This is a genomic window from Ferrovibrio sp. MS7 (genome assembly GCF_038404985.1).
Classification (GTDB): Bacteria; Pseudomonadota; Alphaproteobacteria; order Ferrovibrionales; family Ferrovibrionaceae; genus Ferrovibrio; species Ferrovibrio plantarum.
The window spans coordinates 213,762-231,950 of the sequence record NZ_JBBKBA010000004.1 but is presented as its reverse complement, the minus strand read 5'-3'; the positions used below and the strand labels follow the sequence as shown (position 1 = coordinate 231,950).

Annotated in this window: 16 protein-coding genes and 1 tRNA gene; 7 read left to right on the top strand and 10 right to left on the bottom strand. The window is 65.3% G+C overall.

From position 1 onward, the window contains the following. Window positions 1-15: 15 nt before the first annotated feature. From V6B08_RS21630 to V6B08_RS21605, 6 genes are all read right to left on the bottom strand, one after another. Window positions 16-216 (bottom strand): hypothetical protein, encoded by a 201-nt coding sequence (locus tag V6B08_RS21630; RefSeq protein WP_341984834.1) that lies wholly within the window; start codon window positions 214-216, stop codon window positions 16-18. A 40-nt stretch (window positions 217-256) separates the two neighbouring features. Next, window positions 257-907, bottom strand: coding sequence for an ATPase (locus tag V6B08_RS21625; RefSeq protein WP_341984833.1), 651 nt, complete (start codon window positions 905-907; stop codon window positions 257-259). A 10-nt stretch (window positions 908-917) separates the two neighbouring features. Beyond that, entirely contained in the window at window positions 918-1,265 is a 348-nt protein-coding gene (locus V6B08_RS21620; protein WP_341984832.1) for a type II toxin-antitoxin system Phd/YefM family antitoxin, read from the bottom strand. A gap of 148 nt (window positions 1,266-1,413) precedes the next feature. Beyond that, window positions 1,414-1,488: transfer RNA gene (locus V6B08_RS21615), tRNA-Val, on the bottom strand. Window positions 1,489-1,597: 109 nt separating this feature from the next. Then, on the bottom strand, window positions 1,598-4,075 hold the full coding sequence (locus V6B08_RS21610) for a penicillin-binding protein 1A (RefSeq protein WP_341984831.1): 2,478 nt from the start codon (window positions 4,073-4,075) through the stop codon (window positions 1,598-1,600). A 76-nt stretch (window positions 4,076-4,151) separates the two neighbouring features. Next, window positions 4,152-5,321 (bottom strand): N-acetylmuramoyl-L-alanine amidase family protein, encoded by a 1,170-nt coding sequence (locus V6B08_RS21605; RefSeq protein ID WP_341984830.1) that lies wholly within the window; start codon window positions 5,319-5,321, stop codon window positions 4,152-4,154. A 596-nt stretch (window positions 5,322-5,917) separates the two neighbouring features. Here V6B08_RS21605 and V6B08_RS21600 point away from each other — a divergent pair. Both V6B08_RS21600 and V6B08_RS21595 read left to right on the top strand, forming a co-directional pair. Next, window positions 5,918-9,082 (top strand): Rne/Rng family ribonuclease, encoded by a 3,165-nt coding sequence (locus V6B08_RS21600; protein ID WP_341984829.1) that lies wholly within the window; start codon window positions 5,918-5,920, stop codon window positions 9,080-9,082. A gap of 83 nt (window positions 9,083-9,165) precedes the next feature. Beyond that, the gene (locus V6B08_RS21595) at window positions 9,166-9,918 is read left to right on the top strand and encodes a glycosyltransferase family 2 protein (RefSeq protein ID WP_341984828.1); all 753 of its coding nucleotides are present in this window, start codon (window positions 9,166-9,168) and stop codon (window positions 9,916-9,918) included. Between the two features lie 7 nt (window positions 9,919-9,925). Here the strand turns inward: V6B08_RS21595 and V6B08_RS21590 are convergent, their stop codons facing one another. The 3 genes from V6B08_RS21590 to V6B08_RS21580 form a co-directional block, all read right to left on the bottom strand. Continuing rightward, window positions 9,926-10,663 carry a sulfite exporter TauE/SafE family protein gene (locus V6B08_RS21590; protein WP_341984827.1) on the bottom strand — a complete coding sequence of 246 codons (738 nt, stop codon included), beginning with the start codon at window positions 10,661-10,663 and terminating at the stop codon, window positions 9,926-9,928. 18 nt (window positions 10,664-10,681) lie between these two features. Then, on the bottom strand, window positions 10,682-10,924 hold the full coding sequence (locus V6B08_RS21585) for an Lrp/AsnC ligand binding domain-containing protein (protein WP_341984826.1): 243 nt from the start codon (window positions 10,922-10,924) through the stop codon (window positions 10,682-10,684). Between the two features lie 74 nt (window positions 10,925-10,998). Next, window positions 10,999-12,609 (bottom strand): DEAD/DEAH box helicase, encoded by a 1,611-nt coding sequence (locus tag V6B08_RS21580; protein ID WP_341984825.1) that lies wholly within the window; start codon window positions 12,607-12,609, stop codon window positions 10,999-11,001. A 197-nt stretch (window positions 12,610-12,806) separates the two neighbouring features. Between V6B08_RS21580 and V6B08_RS21575 the strand changes: the two genes are divergently transcribed. The 4 genes from V6B08_RS21575 (at window position 12,807) to V6B08_RS21560 (ending at window position 16,065) form a co-directional block, all read left to right on the top strand. Then, on the top strand, window positions 12,807-13,976 hold the full coding sequence (locus tag V6B08_RS21575) for a M20 aminoacylase family protein (protein WP_341984824.1): 1,170 nt from the start codon (window positions 12,807-12,809) through the stop codon (window positions 13,974-13,976). 32 nt (window positions 13,977-14,008) lie between these two features. Further along, window positions 14,009-14,833: an MBL fold metallo-hydrolase gene (locus V6B08_RS21570; RefSeq protein WP_341984823.1), complete on the top strand. Its 825-nt coding sequence runs from the start codon at window positions 14,009-14,011 to the stop codon at window positions 14,831-14,833. An 11-nt stretch (window positions 14,834-14,844) separates the two neighbouring features. Continuing rightward, entirely contained in the window at window positions 14,845-15,405 is a 561-nt protein-coding gene (locus tag V6B08_RS21565) for a histidine phosphatase family protein (protein WP_341984822.1), read from the top strand. A 153-nt stretch (window positions 15,406-15,558) separates the two neighbouring features. Beyond that, window positions 15,559-16,065, top strand: a complete 507-nt coding sequence (locus V6B08_RS21560) for a MarR family winged helix-turn-helix transcriptional regulator (protein WP_341984821.1) — start codon at window positions 15,559-15,561, stop codon at window positions 16,063-16,065. Between the two features lie 105 nt (window positions 16,066-16,170). On the opposite strand, the gene V6B08_RS21555 is transcribed toward V6B08_RS21560, so the two are convergent. Next, on the bottom strand, window positions 16,171-17,004 hold the full coding sequence (locus V6B08_RS21555) for a ferredoxin--NADP reductase (protein ID WP_341984820.1): 834 nt from the start codon (window positions 17,002-17,004) through the stop codon (window positions 16,171-16,173). Window positions 17,005-17,321: 317 nt separating this feature from the next. Here V6B08_RS21555 and V6B08_RS21550 point away from each other — a divergent pair, with 317 nt between their 5' ends. Next, on the top strand, window positions 17,322-18,188 hold the full coding sequence (locus tag V6B08_RS21550; protein ID WP_341984819.1) for an FAD binding domain-containing protein: 867 nt from the start codon (window positions 17,322-17,324) through the stop codon (window positions 18,186-18,188). The last annotated feature ends 1 nt before the right edge of the window (window position 18,189 follow it).

Sequence of the window (18,189 nt, the reverse complement as noted above, 5' to 3'; positions counted from 1 at the left end):
GCGCGTCAAGACCGTTCAGGAACGCTTGGGCTGTTCGGGCTTGGTTGAAGGCTTGGTGGATTTGGGTTTGTCGCCAACCGACAGATTGGTCCAGGCCGGCGGATCGCTGGCGGGGAAGGAATCGTCGGCGGCGATGGCAACCGTATCATCGCTATCGATACGGCGGCGCTTCGGGCGCGTGGGTGGCTGGTGTGGTGGCGGCTGATTTTTTGGCATGACGGAGAGACAACGCACCACGTGGTGTTTTGTTCCGAACTTAGCGCCCGGTCTGCAATTCAATGGCCGCCTGCAGGATCGGCTTGGCCCAGTCGGGCGTGGCGCTGAGCGTTGCAATGTCGTCGTGCTGCGGGAAGGTGAGGCGGCCAGCCGCCATCTCCAGCACGAGTACCGGGTCGGGAACCTCTTCGCCGGGGGCCGCTTCGGCGCTGTTGTCGAAAACTTGCAGCCGTGCGAGTTGCGGCAGCAGGCGGATCAGGTTGCTGCGCGCCGTTGTCCAGCGTTCGCGGATACGCTGTTCGGGAATATCGTGGCCGCCATGGGCAACGCGCAGGCGGACGCGGGCGATATGCTGTTCCACCGAGGCAAGGCCGCAGAACAGGATCATCACGTCATGACTCTGGCAGGCCCGGAGCAGCAGTGCGGCGAAAGTATTGCCGCCCAGTGTCGTCTCGAAGGCATGATTGCTGTCCTCTGAGATGGCGCGTTCCAGCAACTCACGGCTATGCAGCCAGGCGCGGCTGTCGGCTTCATCCTGCGTGAGGTGCAGTTCCTCGACCAGGCTGCGCGCGTAGCGATCAGGATTGAACCAGGCCAAGCCATGCTGTTGCAGCAGGGCGCCGCCGACCGAGCTTTTGCCGGCGCCGTTGACGCCGGCCAGCACCAGGATGAAGGGGCGCGTCGCGGGCATCAACGCTTTCTCAGTAGGAGCCGCCGGCCTTTGGTCGCGCTGTCAGTTTGCCCTTGGCGGCGAACAGGTTCGATACCCGGTCGGCGGCCTGCGGCTGTTGCAGGCTTGCCAGATTGGCATCGAAGCGCCGGCTTAGTTCATCGAGCTTGCCGGCCTCGCGCGCCTTGAGCTGTTCAATCTCCGCCGCCATCCGCTGATAGGTCTCGGCAGCCACCAGCACCATCTCGACCGTTGCATGATTGGTCACGGCAACGCTTCCGTTGCGCTGAACCATGCGCACGGTTTCGCTCCACTTGTTCTTCACCTGCGTGGCGGTCTGGCTCGGCAGGGAGTCGAGGTCGGGCAGGGAGGTCAGCATCTGGGCCTCTCGTGATTTGAAAAAAGTCACGTAATTATTGGGTATTTTATACATTTTGTATAATTTAGCTATTATTTTCCGGGCAAACGGACCCTGAGGCGGTTGCTGGCGCCAAAAACGAAATCACCTAATTTTCCGGGAAATTCGATGGTGGGCGGTGCAGGGATTGAACCTGCGACCCCAGCAATGTGAATGCTGTGCTCTACCGCTGAGCTAACCGCCCGCCAGGATTGCCGCGTCCGGCGCCGGATGAACCGGGCCGTCGGGCGAAGGGGTTTCTAAGGGCCGGGGCGGGTCCTGTCAAGCGGCCTCGGCGCCTCGATGTGCGGCGCTTAATACAGCCCGCCGGTGCCCGCCGTGGGCGCCGCGCCGGCACTGCCGCCGGCCCCGCTGATCGCCTCGCGCTCATACAGCGAACCGTCCAGCACGTTGCGTTCGCCGGTCGGCTCGGTGCCAGGGCGGAAGGCTTCCAGGATCACGCCGCGGTCGCCGGGTTGGGCGGGGAGCCCGGTATCGGCCTGCACCCGCACCAGGCGCACGCCGGGCGGCACGCGGAACTGGATGCCGGGGCGGGTCTTCAGCGCCTCGGCCATGAAGTCGCGCCACACCGGCACCGCCACCGAGGCGCCGGTCTCGCGCTTGCCGAGGTCGCGCGGCGTGTCGTAGCCGACGAAGACGCCGACCGCGAGATCGGGGCTGAAGCCCATGAACCAGGTGTCGAAGCTGTCGTTGCTGGTGCCGGTCTTGCCCGCCACCGGCTTGCCGAGATCGCGCAGCCGCACGCCGGTGCCACGCTGCACCACGCCTTCCAGCATCGAGACCATCTGATAGGCGGTCACCGGATCGAGCACGCTCTCGCGTGTATCGGGCAAAGCCGGCTCGGCCTGGCCCTCGAAGGCCAGCGGGCGGCAGGCATCGCAGGGCCGCGTATCATGGCGGAAGATGGTGCGGCCCTGGCGATCCTGCACCTTGTCGATCAGCGTCGGCGCAATCTTGCGGCCGCCATTCACCAGTTCGGCGTAAGCCGTGGTCAGCTTCATCAGCGTGGTTTCGCCAGCTCCCAGCGACATGGAGAGCACATTCGGCATGTCGTCGACGATGCCGAAGCGCTTGGCATAGGCGACAACCTTTTCCATGCCGATGGCCTGCGCCAGGCGCACGGTCATCAGGTTGCGCGACTTCTCGATGCCGACGCGCAGAGTCGACGGGCCGTAGAATTCGCGCGTGTAGTTGCCAGGCTTCCACAGCGGCAGGCCGGGGCCCTGGTCGAGCACGAAGGGCGCGTCCAGTACCAGGCTCGAGGGCGTGAAGCCGTTATCCAGGGCGGCGGCATAGACAAAGGGCTTGAAGCTGGAGCCGGGCTGGCGCATCGCTTGCGTCGCGCGGTTGAACTGGCTGACCTTGAAATCGAAGCCGCCGACCAGGGCCAGCACGCGGCCGGTATGCGGGTCCATCGCCACCAGGGCGCCGCCCACTTCCGGGATCTGCCGCAGCGCATAGGCATCCTTCTGGCCCGGCAGCGGATCGGCGATGATCACGTCGCCGGGTTGCAGCACATCCGCAGCACTCTTCGGCACCGGGCCGAGCTGTACCGCGTGGGTGTTGCCGTTGCTGGTATCGAGTTTGGGCCGTGCCCAGCGCAGATCGGCATAGGCGATGCGGCCCGTACTGCCATCGCCGAAGCCGATCTCGGCGGCTTCGTTGGTGACAGAGATGACCGTGGCGATGCGCCAGGGCGGCAGGATGGCGCCCATCGGGATGGTGCCCGGCTGCTGCAGCAGGCCGGTGATACGCAGGCGCCAGTCGGTGCCGGCGGGCAGTTTCGCCAGCGGGCCGCGCCAGCCACCCGCACGGCGGTCATAGGCGACAAGGCCATCGCGCAAAGCCTTCTCGCCCGCTGCCTGGAGCACAGGGTCCATCGTGGCACGAACCGAGAGGCCGCCTTCATAGAGGCCCTTGTCGCCATAACGCTGCGCCAGCGAGCGGCGCACTTCCTCGGCGAACCAGTCGGCGCGGGCGAATTCGGTTTCCGGCCGGGTCAGTGCCACCAGCGGCGTATCGCGGGCCTGCTTGGCTTCCTCGCGGGTGATCACGGCATCTTCCAGCATGCGGTCGATCACATAGTCGCGGCGGGCCTTGGCGCGATCATTCTGCCGCGTCGGATGATAGCTGCTCGGCGCCTTGGGCAGGCCGGCGAGATAGGCGGCTTCAGCGATGGTGAGGTCGTAGAGCGACTTGTCGAAATAGGTCAGCGCGGCAGCGGCAACGCCATAGGCGCCGGCGCCGAGATAGATTTCGTTGAGATAGAGCTCGAGGATCTTGTCCTTCGGGAAGGCGCGCTCGATGCGGAAGGCGAGGATCGCTTCCTTGGCCTTGCGGCTCAGCGAGACTTCATTGCCGAGCAGGAAGTTCTTCGCCACCTGCTGCGTGATGGTGGAAGCGCCGACCGGGCGGCGGTTCTGCGCCACGTTCAACACGTTCTGCACCACGGCCCGCGCGATGCCCACCGGGTCGATGCCGACATGGCTGTAGAAATTCTTGTCCTCGGCGGAGAGGAAGGCCTGAATTACCGTATTCGGCATTGCCGTCATCGGCACGAACAGGCGGCGCTCGCGGGCGAATTCGGCGATCAGGCGGCCATCGCCGGCATGCACGCGGGTGGTTACCGGCGGCTGGTAATTGGCAAGCTGCTGGTAGTCGGGCAGGTCGCGGCCATAATACCACAGGCCGTAGAGGCCGGCGGCGGCGGCGGCAAGGCTGCCGAGCAGGGCCAGGAAGAGCAGGGCGAAGAAGTAACGCAGCAACCGCATCGGGATGTCGGACCGCCTGGGGCAGAAAAGGGAGGCGCCGGTTCATAGACCCGCCAGCGCCTTCTGTACAGACCGATTATGGCAGCGATGCGGCGTTGAAATAACGGTCAATGGCTTCCGCCACTGCGTCCGCAAGTTGTGCCCGGCCGGTTTCGGAGAAAAGCAGCGCCTCGTCGCCCGGATTCGACAGATAGCCCAGTTCCAGCAGCACCGAAGGGATGTCCGGTGCCGCCAGTACGCGGAAATTCGCCGCCCGCATACCGTTACGGCGCAGCGGGATGCGCTCGGCCAGGGACGCGGCGAGCAGCCCGGCAAAGCGGCCCGATAGGCGCCGGGTATCGCGGCTGGCCAGATCCATCAGGATCGCCACCACATCATCCACATCGCCGGCGGCACTGCTGTCGGCCAATTGATCGGCGCGGTTTTCCCGCAAAGCCAGGGCCTCGGCCTCGCGGTCGGTGGCATCCTCGGCGCGGGTATAGATGCTGGCACCCCGGGTGGCGCGGTCGGCGGCCAGGCTGTCGGCGTGGATCGACAGGAACAGGTCGGCCTCGCGGCGGCGGGCGAATTCCACCCGGTCCATCAGCTTCACTGCTTGGTCGCGCTCGCGGGTCAGGGCTACCCGGTAGCGCCCGGTGGCGCGCAGCTTGCGGGCCAGCGCCTGGGCCACCGCCAGGGTCAGCTCCTTCTCGTAGCGCCCGGAGGCCGAGATGGCGCCGGGATCATGGCCGCCATGGCCGGGATCGAGCACGATCAGCTTGCGGCTGTCGCGGCCCGGGGGGGCTTGTGGCGAGGCCGGCGCGGGGGCCACCGGCACGATGGTGGCGGGCAGCAATACCGGCTGGGCGAAGGCGGCGACGAAGGCGGCGGGGTCGGCCGGCAGCAGGTCGATCACCAGGCGGTGGCCCCGGCCGCCCTGGGGCGGCAGGGCAAAGGCGCGGTCGACCACGGCGCCATCCAGCAGGCTGAAGCGCAGCCGGTCGGCACGCTCGTTGCTCGCCGGCAGGTCCAGCCGCTCCACCACGCCGGCGGCCAGCCGCTGCGCCGGGCCGGCGGCGAACACCGCCTGTTCCAGTTTCAGGGTCAGGTCGAGGCCGCCCGGCTCGTTCAGCAGCAAGGCGTTCAGGGGCCGGTCGGCCTCCAGCACCAGGCGGGTGAGGCCGGCATTCAGGCTGAGATCCACCCGCTCCACCCGGGCAACAGCCTGCGCCATTGCCTCGGCAGGGCCGAGACCGCACAAAAACATGAGAAAAATCAGTGCTTTGCGGATAATGTCGCGCCCCTGTAAAAGCCCCGTCAAGAAAGCTCTTGTCCCTGTGTCGGTAAAGAGGCTACTTTCGCAACCGCGAATATCCGAGTCAGCCTGCTTCGTCCAGCCTATTCATTAGACCGGTGCGGAGGGGCGGCGCGCGGATCGTGAGCCTGATCGCCCAAAATTACGGCCTGCCCAAAGGAGTGGCGGCTGCGGGCGAGGCGGCCTCGGCCCTCGCGCTCAAGACAGTACGGATCTGTATGAACCCTCGGAGCGGCCACCGGATTTCTGGTGGCGGCACCAGCCGGCGGCAACGCCGGTGAGCCGATCATACGGCGAGCGCTCGGGCCGGACCTGGCAGTAAATGCTGGTCGGCCGGCTGGAGCGCCCCGGATCGGCAATGCGGCGCCCGTCGCGCCCACGGCCCAGTCCTCAAGCCACACTGGCAATAAGAGGACAGGCCGAAGCAGGCGGCAGCCGCCGGTGCATGGCTCACCCCCGGACGCTCGGGTGGGGCTGGCTTCGAAAAGCAAAGGCGCCCGCCGTCTGTTATTCGCACGGGCAGCGCTGCGCCGCAGGGAATTGTGCCCATGGGCATGCGTATGTTGATTGATGCCACCCACCTGGAGGAAACCCGGGTCGTGGTGGTGAAGGGGACCCGTCTCGAGGAATTCGATTACGAGACCTCCACCAAGCAGGTATTGAAGGGTAATATTTATCTGGCGCGGGTGACCCGCGTTGAGCCCTCGCTGCAGGCCGCTTTCGTCGAATATGGCGGCAACCGCCACGGCTTCCTGGCCTTCGGCGAAATCCATCCGGACTACTACCAGATTCCGATCGCCGACCGTCAGGCCCTGCTTGAGCAGCAGGCCGAGGAAGAGGCGCGCGCCGCCCAGGCCGAGGATGAGGAATTCGAAGCCGAGGAACGCCGTCGCCGTCGTCGCCGCCGTCATCGTGGCGGCCAGCCGGCGCGCAATGCCGAAGGCGGTGCGCCGCTGGACGAGCAGGCCCAGGCTGCCGAAGGCGAAGAGGGCCTTGGCGACGATCATCTCGACGATGCCCATCTCGATGATAACGAGCATGGCGATGATGCCATCGACACCATCGAGACGGTGGAGGGCGACTACGACGCGGTGGAGGAAATCACCCCCGCGCGTCCGGGTTTGAGCGACGACGACAAAGCCGAGCCGATTGCCGGCCCGTCCTACTGGAATGTGCCGTCGCGCGCCGAAGCGGCCGCGCCGGAAGTCAGCGCTCCGGTGGAAATGGAAATTCCGCCGGCCCCGGCTGCGGCCCCTGGTGCGGAAGCACCGGTTGCCGGAGCTGCTGCCGTTGAGGCGCCCGCTCTCGAAGCCGCGCCGGCTGCCGAAGCTGCGGCAGTAGCGCCGGTCGCCGAGGCCCAGGACGCTGCGCCTGCCGAGGCTGTTGAAGCCGACGCCCGCAATGATGAGCAGCGCCATGACGAAGGCAACGGCGAGTCCGGCGGCGAAGGCCGCCATGATGAGCCCGCCGGCGAAATCCGCCAGGATGAAAATGGTGGCGAAGGCCGCCACGACGAGGAAGTGCGCCGTCCGCGCCGCACGCATTTCTCGCGCCGCTACAAGATTCAGGAAGTGATCAAGCGCCGGCAGATCATGCTGGTGCAGGTGGTGAAGGAAGAGCGCGGCAACAAGGGCGCGGCGCTGACCACCTATCTGTCGCTGGCTGGCCGCTATTGCGTGCTGATGCCGAACACGGCGCGCGGCGGCGGCATCAGCCGCAAGATTTCCTCGCCCGCCGACCGCAAGCGCCTCAAGTCGATCACCAGCGAATTGGATATTCCGGTTGGCATGGGTGTGATCGTGCGCACCGCCGGCATGGAGCGCTCCAAGCCGGAGATCAAGCGCGATTTCGAATACCTGCTGCGTACCTGGGACAGCATCCGCGAGCGCACGCTGGAAAGCACCGCACCGACGCTGATCTACGAAGAAGCCGATCTGATCAAGCGTTCGATCCGCGACCTCTACTCGAATGACATCGACGAGGTGCTGGTGGAAGGCGCGCAGGGCTTCGAGGCGGCGCGCGACTTCATGGAAATGCTGATGCCGAGCCATGCCGAGCGCGTGCGCCCGTATCAGGACAAGATCCCACTGTTCCACCGCTATCAGGTGGAGCAGCAGCTCGACAGCATGTTCACGCCGACGGTGCAGCTCCGCTCCGGCGGCTACATCGTGATCAATCCCACCGAGGCGCTGGTCTCGATCGATATCAACTCGGGCAAGTCGACGCGCGAGCACAATATCGAGGAGACCGCCTACAAGACCAATCTGGAAGCGGCAGAAGAGATCGCCCGCCAGTTGCGCCTGCGCGACCTCGCCGGCCTGGTGGTGATCGACTTCATCGACATGGAGGACAGCCGCAACATCCGCAAGGTGGAGCAGCGCCTCAAGGAATGCCTGCGCGGCGACCGCGCCCGCATCCAGGTGGGCCGCATTTCCGGCTTTGGCTTGCTCGAAATGTCGCGCCAGCGCCTGCGGCCGAGCCTGATCGAAAGCTCGACCATGCCCTGCCCGCACTGCCAGGGCCGCGGCTATGTGCGTTCCACCGAGAGCACGGCGTTGCAGGTGCTGCGCGCCATCGAGGAGGAAGGTATCCGCGACCGCGCCGGCGAGATCATCGTGTCGGTGCCGACCGAAGTGGCGATCTACCTGCTGAACCACAAGCGCGAGCGCGTCTCGGATATCGAGCGCCGCTATGTCATGCGCATCGTGGTGGCCGCCGATCCGTCCCTGGTGCCGCCGGACTACAAGATCGAACGCAGCAAGCCGCGCCAGCCGGGCGAGGTGCTGCGGCCCGAGATGACCCAGCGCAGCGAATCGCCGCGTCCGATCACGCAGCAGAGCAGCTATGCCAATGCCAACGAGGAATTCGCCCTCATCGACCAGGAAGGCGAGGCCGAGGATGATGCCGAGCTGATCGAGGGCGAAGGCGAGGGCGAAGCGGAAGCCGCCGGCGCCGAGGAAAGCAATGGCGAGGGCAATGGCCGCCGCCGCCGCCGCCGTCGTCGCCGTCGTGGTGGCCGCAATGGTGAAGAAGGCCGGGGTGATGAAGCGCGCGGCGAAGGTGCCGCCGCCGAAGCCGTGCCGCAGGATGGCGAAGGTTTTGCCGCTGCTGCCGATGGCGCCGAGGGCGATGAGTCTGGCGAAGACGAGGAAGGCGAAGAGGCCGAGGGCAGCGAAGCCAACGACCAGAATGGCGGCCAGAACGAGGGCCAGGGCGGTGAGGGCGAAGCCCGCCGCCGCCGCCGTGGCCGCCGTGGCGGTCGCCGCCGTCGCCGTGAGGAAGGTGGCGCCGAGGGCGGTCAGCAGCCGCAGCAGCCGCGCCAGGATGACCGTCCGCGCCGCGACCGCGACTATGCCGCGCAGCCGAGTGGCGATTTCCTGACCCCCGCAGCCATTGGCGCCATGCTCGATGGCGGCCCGATGCTGGATATCGACCTGGACGAACCGCCGCCGCCGAAGCCTGTTGCCGTGCCGGCCCCGGCGCCGGTCGCTGCGCCGGCACCGGTGGCTGAGAAGCCGGCCGAGCCGGTTGCCCCGGCTCCGGTATCAGCGCCCGAAGCGCCAGCCGAAACCCTGGCCGAAACCGTGAAGCCGGTGCCGGCCGCGCCGGTGCATACCGGCCCGGTATTCGAGACCGTGGTGGTCACGGCCGATGGCAACCAGGACAAGCCGGCCGAGCCGCCGGCGCCGAAGAAGGGCTGGTGGTCGCGCTAAGCGATCCAGCGATCCCGAACAAGGAAAGGGCGCGGCTTGACCGCGCCCTTTTTTATTAAGGATTGCGCTATAGGCTGGCGTGGATGAGCCCGCCGCCGACCCCGATCTTCATCATCAGCTACAACCGCCTTGGCGTGTTGCGACGTGGCCTTGCGTCTTTCCGCCGACTGGCGCGGCCGCTGGAGATCGTAATCCACGACAACGGTTCGACCTATCAGCCGCTGCTCGACTATTACGACCAGCTTGTCGCCGAAGGTGTGCGCGTGCTGCGCACCGGCAAGAAGGCGACGCAGCAGGATGACCTCAACTCGGTTGCCGATACCGTGGCGGCGTATTTCGCCGATCGTGCCCCGGAGAATTATGTGGTGACAGACCCGGACATCGAACTCGATCCGGCGGGCGCTGACATGCTTGACCTCTATGACGCCATCCTGGCGGCGTCGGCGGAGGTCGATGTCGTCGGGCCGATGCTGCGCATGGACGACATCCCCGACAGCTACCCGCTCAAGGGAGAAGTGGTAAGCCGGCACTGGCACAAATTCTGGAAGCATCGGACGCGCCGCTTTCCGTGGCGCGGCGGCGAGGTGAAGCTGGTCAAGGCCGTTGTCGATACCACCTTCGCGCTGTATCGCGCCGGGCTGCCGTTCGAGCGGCTGCGGCCGGCATTCCGCAGCTATCCGCCCTATTGGGCGCGTCATCTCGACTGGTATATCGATCCGACGGAGATGAACGAAGATCAGGCGAATTACATGGAAACCGCTTCCGGCGTCAGCTATTGGGGCGGCCCGCTGCTGCGCAAGATGATCCGGCGCCAGCAGCGCGACGGAACCATCTGACACCAGGTCAGGAAAAGGCGTTCCACAGCATGAAGCCGCCGGCAAACACCATCACCGCATCCATCAAATAGCGGAAGGTATCGGGCGAGAGGCTGAGTACGAAGCGCTTGCCGAGGAAGCTGCCGGCCATTACCGCGCCGCCGGCGATCAGGCCCTGCAGCACGATCTCCCAGGGCAGCGCGCCAAAGGCCTGGAACACCGCCGCCTTGGCGATATAGACGCCAAGCGAGCCGGCCGCCTCGGTGGCCAGGAAGGCACCTTTCACCAAGCCGATGCCGAGAAACACGGGCACGCTGATCGGTCCGGTGGAGACCACCACGCCGGTGAGGTAGCCGATGGGAATCCCGGCCAGCGCCAGTTGCCACAGCGTCAGCCTGAAGCCGCGCGAAGCCAGCCAGTGGCGCAGCGGCACCATCAGGATGAAGAAGCAGCCGAGTGCGATATCGACCCAGAAGCCCGGCAAGGCCACCAGGGTGCGGGCGCCGAGGGCTGCGGCGGGTGCGGCGGTGATTGTGTAGGCAGCGAAGGCACGCCAGTCGATTTCGCGCCACCACAGCAGGATGCGCGAAAGATTGGCCGCCAGTGCGGTGATCGCCATGATCGGCACGGCGGCTTTCGGCCCGAACTGGTAGACCAGCACCGGCATCAGCATGATCGAGGAGCCGAAGCCGACAATGCCGCTGATGCCGCCAGCCAGCAGGCCGACCAGCAGCACGAAGCCGTAGCCGATGACGGACTCAGCCATGCTGCGGAACGCGGTGGATTAGGAGAAAGCCTTGAAGGTGATGATGGTGAAGGTGTCCTTCACGCGCGGAATGGTCTGCAGCTTATGGACCACGAAATGGCCGATATCCTCGCCATCGGGGAGGTAGCACTTCATCATCAGGTCATACTGGCCGGATACCGAGTGGACCTCGGAAACCTGCTCGATGGTCTCCACCGCCTGGGCCGCCACGTCATAGGCATGGCCCAGTTCGCACTTCACCATCACGAAGATCGTCTGCATCACCGGCTCCGCTTGCTGCTGGCCTCAACTTACCGCTGGCTTTAACGCGGCCAGCATGTCAGAGGGGCAGTGTATCAGCCGCGCTGGGCCTTGCGTACCGGCCGGCGCAGGAAATCCGGCACATGGTCGCCCATGCCCACCACCGGCGGGTCGCGGCCATCCTCGCGGTCATGGCGGTTGCGGTTGCGCTCGGGTTTCTGGCGCTCGGCCTTGGCCCGATCTTCCCGAGGTTGCCGGTCTTCGCGCGGCGCCCGCTCTTCACGGGGCTGGCGTTCCTCGCGCGGCTGGCGGGGTTCGCGGGCCTGGCGCGGACGGTCTTCACGCGGCTGGCGCTCCTCGCGAACTGCGCGGGCTTCCTGCTGCGGCTGTTCCTGACCTGGCTGCTCAGCGGTTTCAGCGGCGGCTTCCGGCGCGGCTTCCCGCTCACGGTTGCGGCCCCGGTCGCGGCCACGTCCCCGATCCCGGTCGCGGCCTCGCTCGCGTCCACGGCCACCGCGCTCGCGGCCACCTTCACGGCCACCCTCACGCGGCGCCTCGCCCTCAGCGGCTTCGGTCTTGCCGGCTTCGAAGCCGGTCAGTTCCACCACCGGGATGTCGCGGTTGATCAGTTGCTGGATGGCGCGCACATACTTGGCGTCCTCGTCGGTCGCCAGCGTGTAGGCGCGGCCTTCCATGCCGGCGCGGCCGGTCCGGCCGATGCGATGTACATAGTCTTCCGGATGCGTCGGCACGTCGAAATTGAACACATGCGACAGGCCCTGCACATCAAGGCCGCGCGCCGCAACGTCGGAGGCGACCAGCAGGGCGATCTCGTTGCGCTTGAACTTTTCCAGCGTCGCGGTGCGGGTGCCCTGGTCCATGTCGCCATGCAGCGGGCGGGCATCGAAGCCATGCTTCTGCAGCGACTTGGCCAGCATGTCCACATCGCGCTTGCGGTTGCAAAAGATGATGGCGTTCTTCACCTGCTCGGCGCGGATCAGACTGCGCAAGGCCTCGCGCTTCAGCATGTGGCCGACATAGACCAGCCCTTGTGTGACGGTCTCGGCGGTGGTCGATTGCCGCGCGACGGCAATTTCCTTCGGATTGCTCAGGAACTTGTCGGCCAGCTTGCGCATCTCGGGCGGCATGGTGGCGGAGAAGAACAGCGTCTGGCGCAGCGGCGGCAGCTTCGAGCCGATCTTTTCGACATCGGGCATGAAGCCCATGTCGAGCATGCGGTCGGCTTCGTCGATGACAAAGACCTGCACGCCGGTGAGCATCACCTTGCCGCGCTCGAAATGGTCGAGCAGGCGGCCCGGCGTGGCGATCAGCACGTCGACGCCACGGTCGAGCAGCTTTTCCTGGTCGGTGTAGTTCACACCGCCGATCAGCAAAGCCATCGACAGGTTGGAATACTTGCCATAGGTGGCGAAGCTGCTGGCCACCTGGTCGGCCAGCTCGCGGGTCGGCTCCAGGATCAGCGCGCGCGGCATGCGGGCGCGGACCCGGCCACCGGCCAGGATGTCGATCAGCGGCAGGGTGAAGCCGGCGGTCTTGCCAGTGCCGGTCTGGGCGGTGCCGAGCACGTCGCGACCGGTCAAAACGATCGGGATGGCCTGCGCCTGAATCGGGGTCGGCTGCACGTAGCCCGCATCGGCAACGGCCTTCTGCACCGGCTCGCTTAAGCCTAGACTATTAAAATCCATGGATTTCCGCGTGTTTAGGGGAGCGGGAGGGCCGGGCGAAGCGCAAACCGGCCCTGCTGCGGCCCGGACAAGACCACACGGATGCCCTTGAGTCAATCCCTGTTGGAGGCCCTGGAAACAGCAAAATCAATCGGTTAGTGTCGGCAAACAAGCAATAATTACCGCGCCTCCAGCAAGGCGCCAGCAGGGTGATCGAGATGCAGTTGATTGATGAAATCGTGGCCCGCAAGCAAGACCTCACGGCCTGGCGCCGCGACCTGCATGCCCATCCCGAAACTGCTTTCGAGGAACACCGCACCGCCGACATCGTGGCCGAGAAGCTCAAGAGCTTCGGCATCGAGGTGCATCGCGGCCTGGCCAAGACCGGCGTGGTCGGCACGCTGAAGGCCGGCAGCGGCAACCGCGCCATCGGCTTGCGCGCCGACATGGATGCGCTGGACCTGCATGAACTGAACGACTTCGCGCACAAGTCCACCTATCAGGGCAAGATGCATGGCTGCGGCCATGACGGCCACACCACCATGCTGCTCGGCGCCGCGCAGTATCTGGCCAATTCGCGCAAGTTCGACGGCATCGTGCATTTCATCTTCCAGCCGGCGGAGGAGAATCTGGCCGGCGGCAAGGTGATGGTGGACGATGGTCTGTTCCGCCTGTTCCCCTGCGAGTCCGTATTTGGCATGCACAATATGCCGGGCTACGACATCGGCAAGTTTGCCGTGCGCGTCGGCCCGATGATGGCCTCCGCCGACATGTTCTGGATCAAGATCCGCGGCAAGGGCGCCCATGGCGCCTACCCGCACCAGGGCATCGATCCGGTGGCGATCGGCGCCGAGATCGTGCTGGCGGTGCAGCATATCGTCGGCCGCAATGTCGATCCGCTGCAGCCGGCCGTGGTCAGCATCTGCCAGTTCAATGCCGGCCACACCACCAATGTGATCCCGGAAGAGGCGACGCTCTCGGGCACCGCGCGCGCCTTCTCGCCGCAGGTTCAGGACCTGATCGAATCACGTTTGCGCCAGATCGTCACCGGCATCGCCGCCACCCATGGCGCGGTGGCCGAACTGGATTACCAGCGCCGCTATCCGCCCACCATCAACACGGCCGATGAAACCGAACTGGCGGCACGCGCCGCCGCTGCCGTGGTCGGCCAGGACAATGTGTTACGCAACCTGGCGCCCAGCATGGGTGCGGAAGACTTCGCCTGGATGCTGCGCGAGAAGCCGGGTTCCTATGTCTGGATCGGCAACGGCGCGGGCGAGGGTAGCTGCATGATTCACAACCCGCATTATGATTTCAACGACGAAGCCCTTACCATCGGTGCCAGCTACTGGGCGCGGCTGGTGGAGATGGCTTTGCCGGCAGCCTGATATCAGCCGGACACCCAGCGGAGGGGAGACGCATGGGCTTCAAGGTGAAATTCTGGGGGGTGCGCGGCAGCATCGCGACGCCGTCGCCGCGCCATATTGCCTTCGGCGGCAATACCTCCTGCGTTGAGGTGAAGATCGGCGGCCGCATCCTGATCTTCGATGCCGGCACCGGCATCCGCAATCTCGGCCACTGGATGCTGCGCCGCGGCGACAGCAGTGCCGATTTGATGCTCTCGCACACCCATTGGGACCATATCAACGGCTTCCCGTTTTTCTCGCCGGCCTTCCGCAAGAACAGCCGCTTCGTCGTCCGCGCCGGCCATGTCGCCGATCGTGGCGGCATCGAACGCGTGTTCCGCTCGCAGATGGCGGAGCCGTTCTTCCCGGTGCCGCTGGAGAAGATGGGCGCCGAATTTGTGTTCCAGGATTTCCGTGCCGGTGACCGCTTCTCGCTCGGTGACGGCATCAGTGTGCGCACCGCGCCGCTCAATCATCCCGATGGTGCCACCGGCTACCGCGTCGAATATGGCGGCAAGTCGATGTGCTACGTTACCGATACCGAGCATGTGCCGGGCAAGCCGGACCAGAATATCCTGGGGCTGATCGAAGGCGCCGACTTGGTGATTTACGACAGCACCTATACCGACCGCGAATTCGAAAACCATGTCGGCTGGGGCCATTCCACCTGGCAAGAAGGCGTGCGACTCTGCCTGGCGGCGCGGGTGAAGCAGCTTGCGATCTTCCATCACGATCCCGATCATGAAGATGCATTCATGGAGCGTCTGGAAGCCGATGCGCGCCAGATGTGGTCCGGCGCGCTGGTGGCGCGCGAAAACATGCGCATCAACCTGCTCTAGGATCAGCGGCGATGGCCAAGCTCTATCTCGTGCGGCATGCCAAGGCGGCAGCGAATTTCGCCGAAGCCGAAGACCCCGGCCTCTCCGATGAAGGCCGCGAAAGCGCCGTCGATCTGGCGCTGAAGCTCGAAGCCCTGGGGCCGTTGCCGGTGCTGAGTTCGCCGCTGCAGCGGGCGCAGGAAACCGCAGCCCCTTTGGCCAACCGCTGGGGCAGCGTTGCCGAAATCTCCGCTGCCGTGTCGGAAGTGCCGACGCCGCCGGAAATCGCCATGCAGGGCCTGGCCGCGCGTGGCCCATGGCTGAAGCGGATCGCGGCGCAGCGCTATGCCGATCAGCCCGGCATCCTGCGTGCCTGGCGCCAGGGCGTGGTCGGCTCGCTGCTCTCTTGCCGCAGCGATATTGTCATTTTCACGCATTTCATGGTGATCAATGCCGCCATGGGCGCGGCGCTCAAGGATGATCGCCTGGTGCTGTTCCAGCCGGCGCATTGCTCCTGTACCGTGTTCGAAAACGGCGATGGCTCGTTGAAGCTGCTGGAGCGCGGCGCGGAAGCATCGACTCAGGTGCTGTAAGCCGGCAGTCCGCTTATTACGCTGGTATATTGTATAATTTCCGCATTCCCACGAATCTTGGTGCGAATGGCTTGGCGGCGGTAGCTGAATGCCGCTAGTCTCGCGCCGCCTGACTGCCGCCATCTGATGGCTCCTGAGGATTGAAACCGCACCGTGCCGAAAAGCAAGGCCACCGCAGCGATACCCGAGACCCGCACCACGCCGCAGAACGGCGCGGCGGCGACCGAGGCTGCGCTTGCTGTGCCGACGGGCTATGTGCTGGAAGAGCAGGTGGGGCATCTGATCCGCCGCGCCCACCAGCGCGCTACTGCCATCTTCATCGGCACCATCGGCGATGCCCAGGTAACGCCGACGCAATATGCCGCGCTGGTGAAGCTGTATGAGGCCGGCGAGTTGTCGCAGAATCATCTTGGCCGCCTCACGGCGATGGACCCGGCGACGATCCAGGGCGTGATCCGCCGCCTGGCGACGCGCAAGCTGATCGCGCACCGGCCGGACAAGAGCGACAAGCGCCGCCGCTATCTCAGCCTGACGCCGGCTGGCCGCGCCCTGGTGGAAGGCCTGGTGCAGAACGGCCCCAAGGTGACACAGATCACGCTGGGTCCGCTCTCCGCCGCCGAGCAGCAGCAGCTTCTCGCCCTGCTGAAGCGGATTACCTGACGGGATCAGAAGCCGCGTCATTCTCGCGAAAGCGAGAATCCCATTTTTCATGCGAAATGGGACCCTCGCCTGCGCGAGGGTGACGGCAATGGCAAGCCAGCAGCCTTACTGCTCGACGAAGGCCTTCTCGATCACGTAATGGCCGGCGCCGGTGGTGGAGCCTTCTTCCCATTTGCGTTCATCGAGATAGGCGCGCATGTCGCGCAGCATGTCCGGGCTGCCGCAGAGCATGACGCGGTCCTGTGCGATATCCAGGGGCGGCAGACCGATATCCTGGAACAGCTTGCCGCTGCTGATCAGATCGGTGACGCGGCCCTGGTTGCGATAGGCTTCGCGGGTCACGGTGGGATAGTAGATCAGCTTATCGCGCGCCATTTCGCCGAGGAATTCGTGTTCCAGCAATTCGCGCGTGATGTAGTCCTGGTAAGCCAGTTCGCCGACGGTGCGGGTGCCATGCACCAGGATCACCTTGTCATAGCGCTCGTAGGCTTCCGGGTCCTTGATGATGCTCATGAACGGCGCCAGGCCAGTGCCGGTGGCGAGCAGGTAGAGATGCTTGCCCGGCACCAGATTGTCCTGCAGCAGCGTGCCGGTCGGCTTGCGGTTGACGATGATGCGGTCGCCGACCTTGAGATGCTGCAGCCGCGAGGTGAGCGGGCCGTTCTGCACCTTGATCGAAAAGAATTCGAGGAAGTCCTCGTGGTTCGAACTCACCATGCTGTAGGCGCGCAGCAGCGGCTTGTTGTCGACGATCAGGCCGATCATCGCGAACTGGCCGTTGATGAAGCGGAAGCTCGGCTCGCGCGTGGTGCGGAAGGTGAAGAGCGTGTCGGTCCAGTGATGCACATAGGTCACCGTCTCCTCGCGCAGATTGCCGCCCGGCTTGAGCGCCGGATGGGTGGAGGGGGCAGCGGTATCGGCAACAGGAGAGGCAGTCATGGTTCTGGCTTCACGATCCGGGAGAGGCGCAGGGAATGGCAGGGACCAAATTCATATGTACACTTACAATTATCCAGCCCGACCGTCCAGCGCAAATATCTGGGGTACGCATCGGGGGCAAACATATTGTCCACTAAGATTTAAGCAATACCCAATTAATGCATTTTAATAGTGTTGATTGCCGGACACGCGGTTTTCGACCTGCCCAGGCTTTGAGCCACAACTGCCGCTTTTTTGACGTTGCTTTTTTTGAAATCACACGGCAGCATCATATGTACACAAATGAGGTTCACGAGCGGGTGGGGGTCCCAATCGGAATGGCGTCGTATGCACGTCCTGCGAGCCTGAGCGAGGCGCTGGAGCTTCTTGGCGCCACCGCTGGCCAGTCGTCGGTGATCCAGGCGCCGCTGATTCTGGCCGGCGGCACGGATTATTACCCGGCCCGGGTCGGCCGTGCGCTGGACGACGACCTCATCGACATCACCGCCATCCCCGAATTGCGTGGCATCCAGGAATTGCCCGACTACTGGCGGCTCGGCGCCACCACCACCTGGAGCGACATTGCCGAGGCCAGCCTGCCGCCGCTATTCGACGGCCTGCGCCAGGCAGCGCGCGAGATTGGCGGCACCCAGATCCAGAATGCCGGCACCATCGCCGGCAATCTCTGCAATGCCTCGCCGGCCGCCGATGGCGTGCCGATGCTGCTGGCGATGCGGGCGCGGGTGGAATTGCAGCGCCGTGGCCGGCTGCGCGAACTGGCCTTGGGCGATTTCATCGCCGGCAACCGCCAGACCCGGCTGGAACCGGGCGAATTGCTCACCGCGATCCTGATTCCGAAATCGAAGAACCCGACGCGCAGCATCTTCATGAAGCTCGGCGCGCGCAAATATCTGGTGATCTCGATTGCCATGGTCGGCGTGGTGATCGAGGAATCCGCCGGCATCGTGCATGGTGCCTCGGTGGCGGTCGGTGCCTGCTCGGCGGTGGCGCAGCGGCTCACCTATCTGGAGGCCGAACTGATCGGCCGCCGCATCAATGCCGGCCTGGCGCATAAGGCGAAGCCAAAATATTTCGAGCAACTCAGCCCGATCGACGATCTGCGCGCCGACGCCGCCTATCGCCGCGAGGCGGCCCTCACCATCACCCGCCGCGCGCTTGCCGCGCTGGCCAAGCAGCAGGGGTGAC

What these genes read in the sequence shown, in the direction of transcription:
- V6B08_RS21570 (WP_341984823.1), top strand. Translation starts at nt 14,009, where the DNA reads ATGGGCTTCAAGGTGAAATTCTGGGGGGTGCGCGGCAGCATCGCGACG.
- V6B08_RS21580 (WP_341984825.1), bottom strand. Translation starts at nt 12,609, where the DNA reads ATGGATTTTAATAGTCTAGGCTTAAGCGAGCCGGTGCAGAAGGCCGTT.
- V6B08_RS21550 (WP_341984819.1), top strand. Translation starts at nt 17,322, where the DNA reads ATGGCGTCGTATGCACGTCCTGCGAGCCTGAGCGAGGCGCTGGAGCTT.
- V6B08_RS21620 (WP_341984832.1), bottom strand. Translation starts at nt 1,265, where the DNA reads ATGCTGACCTCCCTGCCCGACCTCGACTCCCTGCCGAGCCAGACCGCC.
- V6B08_RS21585 (WP_341984826.1), bottom strand. Translation starts at nt 10,924, where the DNA reads ATGCAGACGATCTTCGTGATGGTGAAGTGCGAACTGGGCCATGCCTAT.
- V6B08_RS21565 (WP_341984822.1), top strand. Translation starts at nt 14,845, where the DNA reads ATGGCCAAGCTCTATCTCGTGCGGCATGCCAAGGCGGCAGCGAATTTC.
- V6B08_RS21610 (WP_341984831.1), bottom strand. Translation starts at nt 4,075, where the DNA reads ATGCGGTTGCTGCGTTACTTCTTCGCCCTGCTCTTCCTGGCCCTGCTC.
- V6B08_RS21575 (WP_341984824.1), top strand. Translation starts at nt 12,807, where the DNA reads ATGCAGTTGATTGATGAAATCGTGGCCCGCAAGCAAGACCTCACGGCC.
- V6B08_RS21590 (WP_341984827.1), bottom strand. Translation starts at nt 10,663, where the DNA reads ATGGCTGAGTCCGTCATCGGCTACGGCTTCGTGCTGCTGGTCGGCCTG.
- V6B08_RS21555 (WP_341984820.1), bottom strand. Translation starts at nt 17,004, where the DNA reads ATGACTGCCTCTCCTGTTGCCGATACCGCTGCCCCCTCCACCCATCCG.
- V6B08_RS21625 (WP_341984833.1), bottom strand. Translation starts at nt 907, where the DNA reads ATGCCCGCGACGCGCCCCTTCATCCTGGTGCTGGCCGGCGTCAACGGC.
- V6B08_RS21600 (WP_341984829.1), top strand. Translation starts at nt 5,918, where the DNA reads ATGGGCATGCGTATGTTGATTGATGCCACCCACCTGGAGGAAACCCGG.
- V6B08_RS21605 (WP_341984830.1), bottom strand. Translation starts at nt 5,321, where the DNA reads ATGTTTTTGTGCGGTCTCGGCCCTGCCGAGGCAATGGCGCAGGCTGTT.
- V6B08_RS21630 (WP_341984834.1), bottom strand. Translation starts at nt 216, where the DNA reads ATGCCAAAAAATCAGCCGCCACCACACCAGCCACCCACGCGCCCGAAG.
- V6B08_RS21595 (WP_341984828.1), top strand. Translation starts at nt 9,166, where the DNA reads ATGAGCCCGCCGCCGACCCCGATCTTCATCATCAGCTACAACCGCCTT.